The sequence below is a fragment of the Kitasatospora sp. NPDC059803 genome (assembly GCF_042732255.1).
Lineage (GTDB): Bacteria > Actinomycetota > Actinomycetes > Streptomycetales > Streptomycetaceae > Kitasatospora.
Genome location: NZ_JBHWIJ010000036.1, coordinates 12,569 through 29,215, shown reverse-complemented (window position 1 = coordinate 29,215; position 16,647 = coordinate 12,569). Strand labels below are relative to the sequence as shown.

General features: G+C 76.8%; 7 protein-coding genes and 3 pseudogenes. 2 read left to right on the top strand and 8 right to left on the bottom strand.

All coding sequences use genetic code 11. The features are described 5' to 3' along the window. From ACFV6I_RS08880 to ACFV6I_RS08845, 8 genes and pseudogenes are all read right to left on the bottom strand, one after another. Positions 1–540 (bottom strand): annotated as a pseudogene (locus ACFV6I_RS08880) (hypothetical protein); the annotation flags it as partial. A 2-nt stretch (positions 541–542) separates the two neighbouring features. Continuing rightward, positions 543–2,713, bottom strand: a pseudogene (locus ACFV6I_RS08875) (DUF5682 family protein); the annotation flags it as partial. A 180-nt stretch (positions 2,714–2,893) separates the two neighbouring features. After that, positions 2,894–4,507: pseudogene (locus ACFV6I_RS08870) on the bottom strand (DUF5682 family protein); the annotation flags it as partial. A gap of 4 nt (positions 4,508–4,511) precedes the next feature. Next, positions 4,512–5,696 (bottom strand): AAA family ATPase, encoded by a 1,185-nt coding sequence (locus ACFV6I_RS08865; protein WP_063349854.1) that lies wholly within the window; start codon positions 5,694–5,696, stop codon positions 4,512–4,514. Next, the gene (locus tag ACFV6I_RS08860) at positions 5,693–10,846 is read right to left on the bottom strand and encodes a hypothetical protein (protein ID WP_380424021.1); all 5,154 of its coding nucleotides are present in this window, start codon (positions 10,844–10,846) and stop codon (positions 5,693–5,695) included. The genes ACFV6I_RS08865 and ACFV6I_RS08860 overlap by 4 nt, the downstream gene beginning before the upstream one ends. Continuing rightward, positions 10,843–11,700 carry a DUF4132 domain-containing protein gene (locus tag ACFV6I_RS08855; RefSeq protein ID WP_380424020.1) on the bottom strand — a complete coding sequence of 286 codons (858 nt, stop codon included), beginning with the start codon at positions 11,698–11,700 and terminating at the stop codon, positions 10,843–10,845. Before ACFV6I_RS08855 ends, ACFV6I_RS08860 begins: the two co-directional genes overlap by 4 nt. A gap of 192 nt (positions 11,701–11,892) precedes the next feature. Beyond that, positions 11,893–12,678, bottom strand: a complete 786-nt coding sequence (locus ACFV6I_RS08850) for an ABC transporter ATP-binding protein (RefSeq protein WP_380335994.1) — start codon at positions 12,676–12,678, stop codon at positions 11,893–11,895. 151 nt (positions 12,679–12,829) lie between these two features. After that, on the bottom strand, positions 12,830–13,855 hold the full coding sequence (locus ACFV6I_RS08845) for an ABC transporter substrate-binding protein (protein ID WP_380424019.1): 1,026 nt from the start codon (positions 13,853–13,855) through the stop codon (positions 12,830–12,832). Positions 13,856–13,960: 105 nt separating this feature from the next. On the opposite strand from ACFV6I_RS08845, the gene fhuB reads away from it, so the two are divergent. Next, positions 13,961–16,126, top strand: coding sequence for a Fe(3+)-hydroxamate ABC transporter permease FhuB (fhuB, locus tag ACFV6I_RS08840; protein ID WP_380424018.1), 2,166 nt, complete (start codon positions 13,961–13,963; stop codon positions 16,124–16,126). A gap of 21 nt (positions 16,127–16,147) precedes the next feature. Beyond that, positions 16,148–16,647, top strand: a 500-nt coding sequence (locus tag ACFV6I_RS08835; protein ID WP_380424017.1) for an enterochelin esterase domain-containing protein, incomplete at its 3' end; no start/stop codon positions are given.

Genomic DNA, 16,647 nt, shown 5'->3' with positions numbered 1-16,647 from the left:
CCCCGCCCGACACCGCCGGGGCCCCCCCGCCCCCCCCCCGCCGGGTGGGGGGGGGGGCCCCCCCCCCACCCCCCCGGGGGTGGGCCCGGCCTCGGACTGCGCCTCCTGTGACTTCTGTGACTCCCGTGACTCCCGTGACTCCCGTGACTCCCGTGGCTCCCGTCGCTCCTGCGGCTCCTCCGAGGGCGCTGGGGCCGCCTCGGTCGGCGTGACCTCCTCGGGCTCCCCGGGCTCCTCCGCCAGCTCGGCCAACGGGCAGAGCATGACCGCAGCGGCCCGGTGCACGCAGGCCGGGGCCAGCAGGCAACCGCAGCGGACGCCGGCCGCATCCGCGACCACCGCGCCCGGGGCGTGCAGCACGAGCGCCGTCTCCTCGTCCACCTCCACCCGCCACTCGTCACCGCAACGGGTCACCGGCCGCTCCGCCAGCTTCGCCGCCGCGCCGTCCAGCCGCTTCTGCAACCGGGCGCTCAACCCGGCCACCACCTCCGCGACCACCTCCGGCCGGACCGCCGGCCAGCCGCTCGTCCGCTCCGCCACGCTCATCGCACCTTCTCCCCCACCCAGCGGGCCAGTTCCAGCGGACTCAACGCCGCCACGGGCATACCGGCCGCGACCAACTGGCCCGCGACCGCCTTCGAATAGCGGGCCGTCCCCGTGTCGTCCAGCGCGGCGCAGCCGAGCAGGTGCACACCGGAATCCACCAGTGCCCGGGTCTGGGCCAGCAGCCCGCCCACCGGGCCGCCCTCCTCGAAGTCGCTGACCACCACGACCAGCGTCCGGGACGGCACCGTCACCAGCTTCCGCGCATACCGCAGCCCGCCCGCGATGCTGGTGCCACCACCGATCCGCACCTCCAGCAGCACACTCAGCGGATCCTCCACCCGCTCGGTCAGGTCGACGATCTCGGTGGAGAACGCCACGAAGTGGGTGCTCAGCGAAGGCACCCCGGCCAGGATCGACGCCGTCAGCGCCGCCCAGACCGTCGAGGCCTCCATCGACCCGGAGACGTCCACGACCAGGATCAGCCGCCAGTCGGCCGCCTGCCGGGCCCTGGTCCGGAACACCGGACGCTCGGGCACGATGAGTGTGCCGCCGTCCCCCGACGGGCGGGCCGTGGCGAGATTGGCGCGAATGGTCCGGTCCAGGTCCAGTCCGCCACCCGGCCGACGCGTCGGCCGCGGCACGCTGATCCCGGTCAGCGCCGGACGCAGCCTGGTCGCCAACGCGCGCGTCAACTCGTCCACCAGACGCCGCACCAGCGGACGCAGCCGCGCCACCCTCGCCTCCGGCAGGCCGCCCGCATGCTCCAACACCGTGCGCAGCAAGTCGACCGACGGGCGGACGGCACCCGGCTCGATCGCCTCCAGGACGTCCGTCCGGCCCTGCGCCACGGCGGCCGCCAGCACCTCCTCCCGGACGCCCGGCCCGAACAGCGCCGACAGTTCCTCGGCCCACTCCCGCACCCCCGGGAAGGGCGCCTCGCGGCCGCCCCGCCCGGACCGCCCGTCCAGGCCCGGGCCGGAGCCCTCGCCTCGCCCGCTGCCGTACAACTCGTCCAGGGCGGTGGCGAGTCGGGCGCACCGCCCGCTCAGGCCACCGCTGCCGGGGCGGCCGAGGAGCAGCCGCCAGCGCTCGGCCGGGGCGAGGGCGTGCCGCGTGGCGACGGATGCGGAAGGGAGCGGCTCGACGCGGTGCGGTGGCTCGGACGCCGGATCGCCCCCGGGCTCCGGCAGCAGGCCGCGCCGGGCCAGCGCCGCGCGGGCGGCCAGATCCGCGCGGACCCAGCCGGCCACCACCGCCGGCGGGACCTCCTCGGGCAGGCCCGCGAGCCGGGTGCCCAGGCGTTCCTCGACCAGGAGCAGCAACCGGTCCCGGGCGGCCGGGCTGAGCGTGTCGAAGCCCCCGCGCAACGCCGGCAGCCGGTCCAGGAAGGCGGCGTCGGGCAGCGAGGTGATCCGCTCCAGCACGGGCTCCAGCGCCTCCGGCGCGGTGGCGAACAGGCCCTCCGCTGCCGTCAGCAGGCCGACCAGCCCCCGCCCGAGCGCGTGCCGGGCCTCCGGGCCGGTCGCCCCGTCCACCCACGAAGCCGCCCGCCCGCCCAGCGCCTCCGCCCGCTCCCGCCCCAGCAGCACCCGCACCGCTCCGGCTGCGCCTCGCACCAACGGACTCCCCCGGTCCGCGAGTTCGGCCAGCACGTGCCCCAGCCGCAACCCGCCGTCCAGATCCGCCCGCCGCGCCAGCTCCACCAGCGCCCGCGCATCCGCCGGATCGTCCGACCCGCCCAACCCCTCCAACTGCCGCACGGCCGCCACGGTCAACACCTCGCCCACCGCCCCCAACCGCCCCGCCGGCCCGGCCGACGCCCCGCCCGCACCGGGCAACGGCGGGGAGCCGTCGGGGAACGCGGCGAGGTACGCCGGCTCCTGCCGGCCGGGGGCGGCGCCCAGCTCGGGCGACGACGCGAGAGCCCCGGGGGCGCCGGGGGTGTCGGGTGGGAGGTAGCCCGGGAGGTGGCCGGCGGCGAGGCGGTCGAGGAGGGCCAGGGCGTCGAGGAGTTCGGGGAGGGTGCCGGAGGACGGGAGGACGGTGGCGAGTTGGGTGAGGCGGGTGTCGGCGAGGGCCGGGAGGCCGCAGGCGGCCGCGTCGGTGAGGCCTTGGAGGACCTCGCGGGCAGTGGGGCCGTCGGCCTGCTGTTCGCGGCGGAGGCGTGGGGGGGGGGGGGCGGGGGGGGGGGGGGGGGGGGGGGGGGCCCGGGGCGCCCCCCCCGGGGGAATTTAGGGAGTGGGGGGGGGGGGGGGGGGGGGGTTTGGTTTGTGTCCGAGGGTGGGGGGGGGGGGGGTGGGGGTGTTTTTGTGTTTTTGAGCGCGGGGGGGGTCGGGGCGGCCCCCCCGCGCGGGGGGCGCGGGGGGGCCGGCCGGGGGGTGACGCCTCGGGCGCCCGCGACGGTGAGCATGGCGGCAGTGGCCGGGGTCCAGTGGAGGCGCCAGCGCGTGCCGATGGCTTCGGTGCCGCCCGCGCCGGTGGTGGTGACGGGGTCGGCGTAGGGGACCCCGCAGGCGGTGAGGCGGTGGAGGAGGATCTCGCGGCGGCGGTCGAGGGGGGTGCGCAGCGGATCGAGGCGGAGTTCGCGGGGCTCGGGGTCGGCGGGGCCGGGGAGGCCGAGGTCGGCGAGGAGGGCTTCGACGGCGGGGGCGAGCCCGCTGCGCGGGGCCGCGGGGGTGGCGCGGCCGGTTCGGGTGCCGACCAGGACGCGTTCGAGGGCGCGGGCGACGGCCCGGCCGCGGCCGAGGGGTTCGCCTTGGGCGAGGACGGTCTGGACGGCTTCGACGAGTTCGCCGCGGCCGGGGGCGGCGTGGCCGCGCAGGCGGGCGAGGTCTCCGGCGAGGCGGACGATCTCGCGGGCGTCGGCCGGGCCGGAGGGGTGGTCCTGGCTGCGCAGTGCTTCGCAGATCCGGACGGCGGTGGTGGTGAGGGCCCGGGTGAGGCGGTCGGGGTCGCCGCCGGCGTCGAGGACGGTGTGCTGCCACTCGGGATCGCGGATGCCCGCCGGATAGCCGGACCGGGCGTCGAGCAGCGGGTAGGTGTAGGGGATCAGGGAGAGGGCGTGCCCGAGGTGGTCCGGGTGCGGCGGTTCCTCGGTGGCGGCGGGCCCGTCGAGCAGGGCGGGCGCGTGGAAGGCGCCGACGACGGCGGCGACCCGGCGCCCGCCGGCCGCCGCGGCCCGGATCCGGGCACGCATCCAGGCTTCGCGCCGTAGGTCGTACGGGTCGACGCCGGGGCCGGTCTCGGCGTCGCGGCGCAGCGCCCAGCCGACCAGCAGGGCGGCGCGCCGGACGGCGTCGGGGGTGGAGCCGGGGGCTGCGGTCTCGACGAGGCGGTCCCACAGGTCGTCGTCGGAATCGCGCCCGGTGAGGCGGTGGCGCAGCGCGTCGGCGACACCGGGGGCGCCGGGGGCACCGGGGGCGGGCTGTTGTTCCTCGTGGGGCGTGGTGCGGTGGGCGAGCGGGAGGTCGCAGGCGAGTGTCTCGACGCCGTTGCGCCGGGCCCAGCGCAGGGCGACCAGCTCCGGGGAGAAGTCGGCGAACGGGTAGAAGGCGAGCCGGCCGGGGCCGGAGTCGGCGGCGGGGCCACGGCCTCACTCGCGGCAGGCCGGGGCGGCCGCGAGTGCGACGGGGGCCTGGGTGTCCTCGTCCGCCAGCCAGCCGAGCCAGGGCTGGAACTCGGTGGGGAGTTCGACCAGCACCACCTCGGGCTTGACGGCGTCGAGCAGCGCGGGGAGGACCGCGCTGAGCGACGGCGCGTGGTGCCGCACGCCGATCAGGTAGGGCCCGGGCCGGCCGGTGCCGGAGGCGGCCAGCCGCTCGGCCTCGGCCCGGACGGCCGGGCGCGGGTCGTCTAGGCCGTCCAGGTGGCCGGGGCGGAGCGGACGGACGGGGCCGTCCTGGTGGTCGCGGCCGGCCTGGTGATCGGGGCCGGCCGGGGCGGGCGTCACCGTGCTGGTCATCGCCTCATGCCTCCAGGGCCGAGCGGAGGTCCCACAGGGTGCGCCAGGTGCCGGCGCCCTGTTCGGCGCGCCGGCGGACCGGCCCGTCCCAGTAGCCGAGCAGCCGTGCCGCGTCGGCCGGGTCGTCCTTGCGGACGACACCGATGAGTTGGCCGGGAAGGCGGCCGAGCAGGTCGCCGCCGTCGGGCAGGTAGGCGGCGGTGACCCCGAGCGCGGTGGCGACCGAGACGGCCTCTGCCGTGCTCATCACGGTGGACGGGCGCTCGACGTCCCAGCCTTCGGTGGAACGGCCGGTGCGCAGGTCACGGAAGGCGGTGACGAGGGCCTCCAGGACGGCGTCGTCCACCGCGTAGGGGGCTCCGGCGCGGGCGACGGCGACGGTCGACTGCCGGCGGACGAGTTCGACCTCGGCGGCGAGGCTGGCGATCGGGCCGACCGTCTCGAAGTTGAACCGCCGCTTGAGCGCCGCGGACATCTCGCTGACGCCCTTGTCCCTCAGGTTGGCGGTGGCGATCAGGGTGAAGCCGGCGGCGGCGTGCAGCTGTCCGTCCGGGGTGCCGGCCAACTCGGGTACGGAGAGCCGCCGTTCGGAGAGCAGGGAGACCAGCGCGTCCTGCACCTCGGGCAGGCAGCGGGTCACCTCCTCGACGCGGGCCACCGCCCCGGTGGTCATCGCGGTGAGCACCGGGGAGGGCACCAGGGCATCCCGGCTGGGCCCCTTGGCGAGCAGGAGGGCGTAGTTCCAGCCGTACTTGAGCTGGTCCTCGGTGGTACCGGCGGTGCCCTGGACGGTGAGCGCGCTGGTGCCGCAGACGGCGGCGGCGAGCAGTTCGGAGAGCATGGACTTGGCGGTGCCGGGCTCGCCAACGAGCAGCAGGCCGCGCTCCCCGGCGAGGGTGACGACGCAGCGTTCGACGAGGGCGCGCTCGCCGACGAACTTCTGCTCGATGGCGAGGCCGCGGCGGCCGGCCTTGAGCTTCTCGCCGTCGCTGCCCATGACGAAGGTGACGACGGCGCGCGGGGTGAGCCGCCAGCCGGGCGGGCGCGGGCCGCTGTCGTACGCGGCCAGGAACTCCAGTTCGGCGGCGTGCTTCTCCTCGGGCGGGATGATCTGCCGGCTCGCGGGGGCGGTGTCGGCACTCGCCGGTGTGTTGCCCGTCGGTGTGCTGTTCGTCGGCGTGGTGCTCATCGGCGGGCCTTCCTGCGCTTGCTGGTCTGGAGCTCTTCGTAGCCGGGGGCGTCGCCGTCGAGGGTCCGCTGCCAGGCCCGGGCGAACAGCTCCGGGACGGGCAGGTGGGGCAGCGGGACGCGGTGGGTGGGCAGTTCGTAGAGGGCGGCCTTCCACGTCTCGGCGGGCAGGGCGGGGGCCTTGGCCTCCTGCCAGCCGCCGGGCAGGAAGAGGGTGCGGCCGGCCCGGGCCCGCTTGGCCTCCAGCACCAGGTCGGTGGCGGCGAGTTCGACGCGGGCGCGCTTGAGCCTGGCCGGCTTCCAGCCCGTCCAGCGGGCGACGTTGCGGTCGGTGGGGTCGGGCAGGGCCAGCAGTTGGAGGTAGAGCACCGCGGCGTCCTCGCCGAGGCCGTGGGCCCGGGCCGCCTCGGCGACCAGGTCGGGGACAGTGAGCTGCGGGTGCTGTAGCCAGGCCTGGCCGTCGGCGGCCACCACCGCCTCGGTGGCGGCGGCTGTCAGGCGCTCCACTTCGCCGCGCAGGACGGCCTCGATGGCGCCCCGCTCGATTTCCAGCCAGTAGCTGGCCCCCAGCCCGCCGAGCAGTTCGAGCACCGGGTCGTCGGGGCCGGTGAGCCCGGCCGGACGCAGCCAGACCCGCTCGTACTCGTCGTGGTAGGGCGTCAGGACGAGGGCCGGGCCGCAGTCGACCAGTCCGTTCGGGTCGGCTCCGCCCGCGGCCGGCAGGCCGAAGTGGGTGCGCAGGACGGCCGACATCGAGGCGCCCTTGGTGGTGTGGACGAGGTGGAAGTCGAGCAGCAGGTCGGGGTCGGCGAGGCGGCTTCGCAGCGCGGCGGCGGCCGCGGGCAGCAGCGGGCGCAGCGGGCTGTCGGCGGGCAGGTGGTAGGCGAGCCAGCGCAGGGCGTCGACGGCGCGGCCGAGGTCGCCGGAGGCGGGTGCGGCGCTCTGGTCCTCTGCGAGCAGCTGGGGGGTGGACCCGCCGCCGTCGCTGAGCCGGAAGGCCGTGGTGCCGGTCAGCCAGGGGGTCTGTGCGGGGTTGAGCACCGCCTCGATGTGTTCGATCTGCGCGCCCTTGACGGTGGCCTGGGCGGCCTCGGGGAGGGTGACGAGCCGGCCGAAGTGCCGGATCCAGGCGGCGGCGCCGGCGTCGAGGTCGGGGCCCTCCGCCCAGAGGGTCTTCGGGTCGGCGGGCAGCAGGGCGCCCCAGACGTCGGCGAGGGCGGCCCGGTCGCGGCCGCGCAGCCAGTCCCGGGCGGCCTTGGCCTCGGTGGACTTGAGGCCGTACTCGGCGAGCCGGTCGGCGGGCAGCACGGCGCTGTGCCACTGGAAGAGCCCGGGCGGCGGGCTGAGCAGCAGGGCGGCGCGGGCGGCGCCGATCCCGGTGAGCCCGCCGAAGGCGGTGGCGCGGTCGAGCTGCCAGGGGGCGCCTCCGTGCAGCGCGGCCACCTGCCGGAACGCGGCGATCCAGGCGGCGCCGACCCGCTCCTCGGTGCCGCGTTCCTTGACGGTGGTGAAGTGGGCGACGGGCCCGAACGCGCCGCTCGGGTCGTGGTCGACGGCGTACCACTGCTCGGTGCCCTCGTGGTGCCGGCGGTGGCCGAGGATGACGACGGTGCGGTCGCCGTGGCGCAGCACCTGCCCCTCGCGGGGGACGGCGGGCTGGTGGCGGTTGGCGCGGTCGGCGGGTTCGCCGAGGACGATCTCGCGCAGGGTGGCGCCGCGGTCGGCGAGCACTCCCGCGGTCAGTTCGCCGAGGAGCAGCACGAGGCTGGAGCGGTGGGCCGGTTCGGTGAGCGGGGCTGCCACCGCGTAGGCGAGGGTGTCGAGACGGCCGAGCAGGTGGAGCCAGCCGTGGTGGGTGTCGCCGTGTTGCAGGGTGACGGTGGCCGGGGTGCTCCAGCCCTCGCCGGTGGCGGCCGGCGGGTCGGCCAGGACGGCGGTGACGGCGCGCAGGTTGTTGAGCACCCGCCACCGGTCTCCGTCGCCCCAGTTGGGGCCGAAGCAGGCGACGTCGGGCAGGAGGGTGGTGACGGCCTCGCGCAGTTCGTGGTCGCGGCCGTGCTCGGGCCGGTACTCGGCGGCCTCGGCCTTGGACGGCTTCTCGGCCTCCGGCTGCGGGACGAACCGGGCGATCCGGTCGAGCAGGTCGGCGGCGGTGCGGGCGAGCCCGGCGACCCCGGCGAGCAGCAGCGGGTGGCTGATGCCGGGCAGGACGGTGCCGACCGCCTGAACGGGCAGGGCGCGGCGGGCGCCACCGGACTGGGCCAGCGGGCGTCGGATGCCCTGGGCGGTGATCCAGCGCTGCTCGTCCTCGGGCACGGGCCGGCTGTCGGTCGGCCAGGCGGCGTCGATCAGGCGGGCCGCCTGCTCGGTGCCGACCGTGCGCAGGACGCGTGAGCCCGCCTCGTCGCGGGGCCGCAGGGCGTGCCAGTGGTCGAGCGGGGGGACGAGCGCGGTGCCGGCGGCGGCGAAGTCCCCCGGGCGGCAGGGGCGCAGGTCGACGGTGCGGTCGGTCTCGGCGGCCAGGTCGGGCAGGGTGAGGGCGAGGCCGTCGCGCTGCGCCTCGGTGACGACCGGTTGCGCCTGGCCGGGGAGGGTGAGGCGGCCGACCGGGACGTGGTCCGGGTGGCCGTCGGTGATCGGCAGGACGATGACCTGCCCGTCGGCGGTGGTGGTGGTGACGGCACGGTCGAGGTCGACCCGGACCCAGCTGCCGAGCACGGTGCCGTCGGTGCCGAGCGGCGTCTGCTCCAGGCCGGGCTGGAGCGGCAGCAGTCGGGCGCGCGTGAGGGTCAGTCGGCCGGCGGCCGCGGTGGCGGCGATCACCGGTGGTTCGGCGGCGCGGCCGAGGGCGCCGGTGTGCGGGTCGAGTTCGCGCAGGACGGCGCCGTCCTGGCCGTAGCGCACTGTCCAGTGGCCGGTGCCGTCGCCGAGGACGCGGTGTTCGGCGGGCATCCGGGTGTCGCCGGGGTGCAGCGGGCGTTCGCCGGTGGTGCGGCCGCCGCCGGGCAGCGGGAGGGAGGGGGGCTCGGGATCCCGGTCGCCGTAGTGGTAGCCGGTGATGGTCTCACCGGTGAGTTCGACGACCTCGCCGGGCCGGCTGGACCAGTAGGCGTGCTGCTTTCCGTCCTGGTACCAGGCGACGAGGAGTTCGCCGTCGACGAAGCGCAGCCGGGGCTGGTTCCAACGCTCCTTCGCCGGGGGCAGGCGCAGGGTGTGCTCCAGCAGGACGCCCTGCGGGCCGACCACGACGGCTTGGTCGTGGCGGGCGAGGATCAGGTGCGGCCAGGCGTCCTCGACGATCAGGCCGGTGAGGCGCCCGCCGTTGAGGCCGGGGGTGTCCTGCGGCTCGGGCTCCGGGGCGCCGGAGTCGGGGCCGGCAAGGTCCGCAGAGTCCACGGGCTTGGCCGGGTCGGCCGGGTCGGCGAGCTTGGCCAGGGCCTCTTCCAGGGCCGGCCAGCCGAGTTCGTCGAGGATGCCGGCGCCGAGCGCCCCGGCGAGCAGGGCGGTGACGTCGAGGGCGGCGATCCGCTCGGCGGCGGCCGGGGCGACGGCCCGCACGGCGGTGCGGTACGGGCTCAGCGAGCTCACCAGGTCGGCGGCGCCGGCCAGGCCGCGGGCGGCGGTCAGCTCGTCGGTCCGGAGTTCGGCCCACTCCTCGAACAGGCGGCGCAGCAGCGGCAGGGCGGGCACCTGCCGCTTGACGGCGGTCTCCCAGGCGGGCGGGGTCGCGGCGCGCAGGACGGGCCGGAACCGCGGGTCGGCGGCGACGGCCGCGAGGCCGGCGCTGTCGGGGCCGCACTGGTCGACCCAGTCCTTGAGGTCGAACCTGAGGGTGGCCGACGGGTCGGCGACGGGCACGCCGTCGGCGAGCAGCCGGTCCAGCAGGTCGAGTTGGGTCTGGCTGCTGTGGACGCCGGTGTACAGGTCCACCGGGACGCCGTCGGCCCGCAGCCGCTCGGCCATCCGGCCGGCCAGGGCGACGGTGGCGGCGCAGCTGGGCCGGGAGCGCCAGCCGCGCCCGAGGTGGTGGCACCAGCGCTGCAGCCACGCGGCGGCGGGCTCGGCGCCCTCGGCGCGCGGGCCGGTGAGCAGCTGCTCGGCCCCGGTCTCGGCGAGCAGGACGAGCCAGGCGGTGTCGTTCACGGCGGCGTCGGTGCCGGCCGGGTCGGGCATCAGCTCCAGCAGGCGGGCCCGGACCACCGGGTCGCGCCGGCCGAGTTCGGTCAGGGGGCCGTGCCAGGACTTCCAGAACGCCCCGGGCGCCCGGTTGGCACCCGGGCCGGCCAGCAGTTCGGCGAGCAGCGCCTGTTCGTGCTCGGCGCGGTCCAACCCGGCGGCCTTGATCAGTGCGCGGGCGTCCTCGGCGACCCCGGCGTAGGGGGCCATGCCGGCGGCGGAGCGCTCGGTGCAGAGCTGGCGGAAGCGCTGCCAGGCGGTCAGCGCGTCGAGCCGCCCGGCGAGCTCCTTGACGTACTGACGCAGGGACTTGACGGTGAGCGCGCCGGCCAGGGCGAACTCCAGGAAGACGGCGCGCAGCCGCTCCTCGTCGACCGTCAGGCGGTAGGTGCGCTCGGCCTCGCGGGCCTTGCCGAAGTAGCCGGCGGCGTAGGTCTGGTTGCCGTGGGCGAGGAAGATCCGGCCGACCTCCTCGCAGAAGGTGGGCAGGAAGTGCGGCACGGCGCGGCCGAGGCGGGCGGCGAGCGCCTCGAACCCGTCCTTGGCGGTGCCGGGCTTGGACCGGGCCTGGCGGGAGAGCCGTTCCATCTCCTTGACCAGGGCGAGCGCGTGGTGCCCGTTGGCCGGGTCGTGGACCAGCGCCCAGGCGGGGAAGCCGAGCGCCTCCTGGCGGACCTGGCCGACCTCGGCGGGCGTGCCGTCGGGGACGAGCCCGAGGAAGTCGACGGCGAGGTCCTCGGCCGGTCCGAGCGCGCCGGGGACCAGCCGGACGATCCGGCGCCCGTCGAGCGCGGGGTGGGTGTAGGCGCGGGCGGTGAGCACGTCGGCGGCGCTGTCGGGGCGGCCGACGCCGGGCAGGGTGCCGGGCGGGAGCACGGCCCCCGCGTCGAGCAGCCGCTCGTGCGGCCCGGTGTCCTGGGCGGCCGTCCGGTCGGCGTCCTGAACGGCCCTCTGGTCGAGTCCGGTGGCGGTCATGCGGCGTCCTCCCCTTCGATGGTGCGGCCTGCGTACAGTGCGGAGGCCATCCGCATGCCCTCGGACCAGGCGATCGGGCCGACCTCGGCGAGCGGCAGCACCCGGCCGTCCGGGCCCGCCCAGCTGAGCGCGCCCGTCTCGCAGGCGTCGTACTCGTAGTAGTCGCCCACCCAGACGCGGGCCTCGACGGTGCGCCCCGCCTCCACCACGGGCTGGACGGCGGAGCCGCCGCGCACCCGGTGGCCGAGCCGGGCGCAGCGCCCGAGCAGTTCGCGCAGCTCCCGGTAGCGGCCGCCGGCGTAGGTGGTGACCTCGGTGCCGGCCGGCCGTTCGTCCGGCCGGTGCCAGACCTCCCGGTAGAGCTGCGGCACGCGCTGGGAGACGCCGAGCTCGACGGCGAACTCGCGCAGGTCGTCGAGGTCCGGGAGCAGCACGGGGTGGGGTATCAGGATCTCGCCGTCGGTGAGCCGGACGGTGTCGCCGTCCAGGTCCACCAGGCCGAGCCCGCGCTCGGCGTCCGCACCGCGCAGGAAGCCGGCGACGGCGCCGTCCGGGCCGGTGACCACCAGGTCGCGCAGGACGGCCTGCCAGGCCTCGTCCGCCCAGACCGCGGTCAGCACGGCGGCGGGCACCGGCAGCGAGCGCACCATCCACCGCTCGACGTCCTCCTGGCAGCGCCGCTCGTGCGCGGCCAGCCACTCGGTGAGCTGCCTGAGCTGGGTGACCACCGGATCGTCACCGAGCTTCGACGGCAGGGACTTCAGCTCGCGGCCCGCCGCGTTGCGGCAGACCACCTTGCCCTCCCCGTCGAGCGCGACGCGGTACCCTCCCGCGCCTGTTTCCACCCATGCCACGGACGTCTCCTCCCACCTGCCGGTCAGCGATGCGAGGAACGTAGCGAGGCCCACTGACAAAGCGGCGGCCGGGGAGACCGCTGCGCGGCTTCCGGGGCGCAAACCCGTCGACCGAGTGAACGGGGCAGGGCGGCACGCCGCCTGCCCCGTCACCCGTCTCTCGCCGCCCGCCAGATCACACCTGACGCATCGTCAACGCGCTGACGCCGCACGGGGGACGATCACCGGAGCGCCGTCGCCGGGGGCGGCGAGCACGTCGCTGTCGATGTCGTACAGCGCGCGCACCAGCGGTGCGTCGACCACCTCGCGGGGCGGGCCGCAGGCCACCACCGAGCCGTCGCGCAGGGCGACGACCAGGTCGGCGTAACGGGCCGCCGCCGCGAGGTCGTGCAGCACCATGACGACCGTCCGCCCGCCGGCGGCGACCTCGCGGACCAGTTCCAGCACTTCGACGGCGTGCCCGAGGTCGAGCGCGCTGGTGGGTTCGTCGAGCAGCACGACGGGCGCGTCCTGGGCGAGCACCATGGCGAGCCAGCAGCGCTGCCGCTGGCCGCCGGAGAGGCGGTCCAGCCGGCGGTCGGCGAGTTCCTCGACGCCGGTGGCGCGCAGCGCCCGCGCGGTGAGCCGCTCGTCGTCGGCCGACCACTGGCGGAAGAGCCCCTGGTGCGGGTGGCGGCCGTAGCGGACGAGTCCGGCGACGGTGACCGCCTCGGGGGCCTGCGGGCTCTGCGGGAGCAGCGCGACCCGGTGCGCGGCCTGGCGCGGCCGCAGCCGCCAGACGTCCTCGCCGCCGACCAGCACCCGCCCGCCGTCCGGCCGGTGCAGCCGGGCGACGGCCCGCAGCAGGGTGGACTTGCCGCAGCCGTTCGGGCCGACGACGGCCACCACCCGGCCGGCCGGGACGGTGAGGTCGACGCCGGCGAGCACCGGGCGGCCGGGGCCGTAACCGGCGGTGAGGCCCTGGATCGTCAACTCCATCGAGGGTTCCTTCGGTTGGAGGGGGCTGAGGGCCGGCCGGGCACGGGCGCGGACCCGGCCGGGTACGGGCCCGAGCGCGGACACGAGCCCGAGCCCGAGCCCGGTCCCGAGCGCGGACACGGGCCCGGAACGGGGCCCGAACGCGGGCCGGTCAGGAGGCGGCGAGCGCCTTGCCGATGTCGCCGATGACCACGTCGGCCGCGAGCGGCCCGCCGCGGGTGGACCAGACCGAACCGTCCACGGTGACGGCGTGCTTGTTCTTCACCGCGCCCAGCTCCTGGTAGGCGGGCTTGGACTGGACGTCCTTGAGCGCGGTCTTGCCGTCGTCGGTGAGGGTGGACAGGAACAGCCAGTCGCCGTCGATCTCGGCGAGCTTCTCCAGGCTGAGCGCCGGGCTGTGCGCGTTGCCGTCCTTGTCCTGCGCGGCCGGGCGGGTGAGGCCCATGTCGAGGGCGACGCCACTGGCGAACTGCTTCTTCTCCATCCAGCTCGGCCCGGTGGGGTTCCAGCGGACGATGGAGACGGCCGCGCTCTTGTTCTTGCCGAGGTCGCCTCCGGCCTTGGCGGCCTTGGCCTCGTAGTCGGCGATCACCTTGTTGCTCTGGTCGAGCTTGTTGACGGCGTTTCCGATGCCGCGGAAGGCGAGCTTCCAGTCGTCGGTGGGTGCCATGGTGACGAGGGTGGCGGGGGTGATCTCGCGCAGCTGCTTGAGCATCTGCTCGTCCTGCATGTCGCCGGCCAGGATGAGGTCGGGCTTGGCGGCGATGACCTTGTCCATGACGGGCTGCAGCAGGTTGCCGACCACCGGGACGCCCTGGACCTTGTCCTTGAGGTAGGCGGGCGGCTCGTTGAGCCCCTGGCCGTTGGTGATGCCGACGGGCTTGACGCCGAGGGCGAGCACCGCGTCGAGGTCCTCCTGGGTGAGGGTGACGATCCGCTGGGGCGCGGCGGGGATCTCGACGGCCTTGCCGGTCGCGTCCTTGACGGTGCGCTTGCCGCCGGCCGCGTCCGCCGCCGGGCTGCCGGCGGCGGAGGAGCCGCCCGCGGAGCCCGAGGATCCGGAGGAGGACCCGGAGGAGCCGCACCCGGCGAGCAGGAGGGCGGCCGCCCCGGTGACGGCCAGCGCCCGGGCCGCGCGGCGGCGGACGGGGTGGAGCGGGCTCTGGGCGAACGGCATGGGTGCCTCCGGGCAGCGGTGGTACGGGGGTTGGGCGGCGTCCGGGTGACCCGGCACGGTGGCGGTGCCCACAGGACGATGCGCTCATTAGGTTAGCCTTACCTTATGACATTGTCGCAAGTGGGCGCCCCCGGGGAGTCCCGCACCGAGCCGGACGCCCCGCCGCCACCGCCGCCACCGCGCGGGGACGGCCGCCGCGCCGCCTGGCCGATCGCCCTCGGCGCGGTCGCGGTCCTGCTCGCCCTCGCCGCGCTCTCACTGTCCGTCGGCGCCGGGGAGGTCGGCCCCGGGCGGGTGCTGGACTACCTGCTGAACCGCCACGGCGCCCGCGCGGACAGCCGGCTCGCCCTCGTCGTCGGCGACCTGCGCCTGCCCCGCACGGCCACCGCCCTGCTGGTCGGCGCCGCACTCGGGGTCGCCGGGGCGCAACTGCAGTCCGTCACCCGCAACCCGCTCGCCGAGACCGGACTGCTCGGCGTCAACGCCGGCGCCTCCCTGGGGGTCGTGCTCGGCATCGCCGTGCTCGGCATCCAGACCTCGTACGGGTACCTGGCCTTCGCCTTCGGCGGCGCCGTGCTCGCCAGCACGCTGGTGCTGCTCATCGCGGGCGCCCGGGGCGGGTCGCCGATGCGGCTGGTGCTCGGCGGCTCGGCGGTCGGCGCCACCTTCGGCGGGCTCACCGGCGTGCTGATCGTCAACTCGCCCGAGGCGTACGACCGGTACCGGGTGTGGGTGCTGGGCTCGCTGGCCGGGGTGGAGGGCTGGACGACGCTGCGCCAGCTCGCCCCGGTGCTCGGCGTGGGCTTCCTGCTCGCCCTGCTCGCCACCCGGCCGCTCACCGCGCTCGCGCTCGGCGACGACCTCGCCCGCGGCCTCGGCCACCGCCCCGGCGCCACCCGGGCCGCGGTCGCCTTCGCCGTCACCCTGCTGACCGCCTCGGCCGTCGCGCTGGCCGGCCCGATCTCCTTCCTCGGCCTGCTCGCCGGATTCCTGGCACGGACCGTCGCCGGCCCCAGGGTCGGGCAACTCACCGTGCTCGCAGGGCTGTTCGGCGCCGCCGTGCTCACCGGGGCCGATGTGCTGGCCCGGGTGGTGGCCCGCCCGTTCGAGGCGCCGGTGTCGGTGATCGTCTCCCTGGTCGGCGCCCCCGCGCTGATCGCGATCGTCCGCTCCCGCCGGACCGCCGCGCTCGGCATGGCCGATCCGGCCGAGCCCTCCCCCGTCCGGCGGTCCGAGCCGCCCGCGCCCAAACCCGACCTGGTGCTGCGGCGCGGCGCCTGGTCGCTGCTGCTCCCCCGCCGGGCGCTGCTCGCCTCGCTCGCCCTGGCCGCGGCGCTGCTCGCCATCGTCGTCGTGTCCGCCCACGCCGGGCAGAGCGAACTCGGCCTCGGCCGCACCCTCCAGGCCGTGTTCGGCTACGGCGACCGGCTGGACGTGCTGCTGGTGCAGAAGTTCCGGCTCGGCCGGATCGTCGCCGGGCTCGCCGCCGGCGCCGCCCTCGGCCTGGCCGGCTGCCTCACCCAGACCCTCGCCCGCAACCGCCTCGCCACCCCCGAACTGCTCGGCGTCAACGACGGCGCCACCGCCGCCGTCCTGATCTCCGCCACCGTCTCCGGCACCTTCGGCGCCTGGTGGGCCGGCCCGCTCGGCGCGCTGGCCGCCGTCCTGGTCGTCACCCTGGTCTCCGGCGGGCTCGGCGCGCAGGGCTACCGGGTGCTGGTCGTCGGCCTCGCGATGTCCGCGCTCGCCTCGGCCGTCATCCAGGTCGCGCTCGCCCGCCGCTCGCTCAACTCGGCCGGCTCGCTGTACGTCTGGACCTCCGGCAGCCTCAACGGGCGGGACTACGCCGTCGCCACCCCGGTCCTGATCGGGCTGGCCGTGCTCGTGCCGCTCGCGCTGGCGGCGGCCCGGCGGCTGGCGGTGCTGCGCTTCGACGACAGCGTGGCCGCCTCGCTGGGCGTCGACCCGGGCCGGGTCCGGCTCGGCTGTCTGCTGCTGGCCGTCGCGCTGGCCGGACTGGCCGTCGGCGTGTGCGGGCCGGTCGGCTTCGTCGCGCTGGCCGCGCCCGTGATCGCCGGGCGGCTGGCCGGGCCGGCGCGCGTACCGGTCCTCGGCTCGGCACTGACCGGCGCCGTCCTCGTCGTGCTCGCCGACACCGTGGGGCGGGTGCTGATCGGCGGGGTGGAGATCCCCGTCGGCATCGTCACCACCGTCCTCGGCGGCCCCTTCCTGCTCTGGGTGCTGCTCGGCCGCAAGGGCACCCCCGCCTAACCTCCCCGAGGAGTCCCGCAGATGGAAACCCTTCCCCTCGTCGAGCCCGATCCGGCCGACCCCGCCTACCGCCTGGTCACCTTCGTGCACGAGGACGCGTCGTGCGACGGCGTGCTCGCGCTCCTGCACACCGTCACCGACAAGGACCGGCACGCCGGCGACCTCGCCCCGCACCTGATGACCCGCCGCGACGACGGCCGTTGGTCGATCACCTACCGGCTGCGCGCCGACCACCGGGCGTCCTACCAGCTGTACCCGTTCCGGGGGGACGCCCCCGGCACCACCCGGGCGGACTGGCTGCGCGTCCTCGACCACGCCCGCCCCGACCCGCACGACGCCGCCCCCCGGCTGCCCGCCCGCGACGGGCGCCACCCGTCGTCCGTGCTCAGCCTGCCCGACGCCCCCGCCCAGCCGTACGCCCGGCGGCGCGAAGGCTTCCCCCGGCGGGGGACGGTGTCCCACGAGGTGGCCCGGCGGCCGCTGGACGTCCACCGACGCCGCGCTGGGGGGTCGGGCGCGGG

Excerpts from the sequence above, each read along its gene's own strand:
- ACFV6I_RS08845 (WP_380424019.1), bottom strand. The coding sequence starts at position 13,855 with ATGCCGTTCGCCCAGAGCCCGCTCCACCCCGTCCGCCGCCGCGCGGCC.
- ACFV6I_RS08865 (WP_063349854.1), bottom strand. The coding sequence starts at position 5,696 with ATGAGCACCACGCCGACGAACAGCACACCGACGGGCAACACACCGGCG.
- ACFV6I_RS08850 (WP_380335994.1), bottom strand. The coding sequence starts at position 12,678 with ATGGAGTTGACGATCCAGGGCCTCACCGCCGGTTACGGCCCCGGCCGC.
- fhuB (WP_380424018.1), top strand. The coding sequence starts at position 13,961 with ATGACATTGTCGCAAGTGGGCGCCCCCGGGGAGTCCCGCACCGAGCCG.
- ACFV6I_RS08860 (WP_380424021.1), bottom strand. The coding sequence starts at position 10,846 with ATGACCGCCACCGGACTCGACCAGAGGGCCGTTCAGGACGCCGACCGG.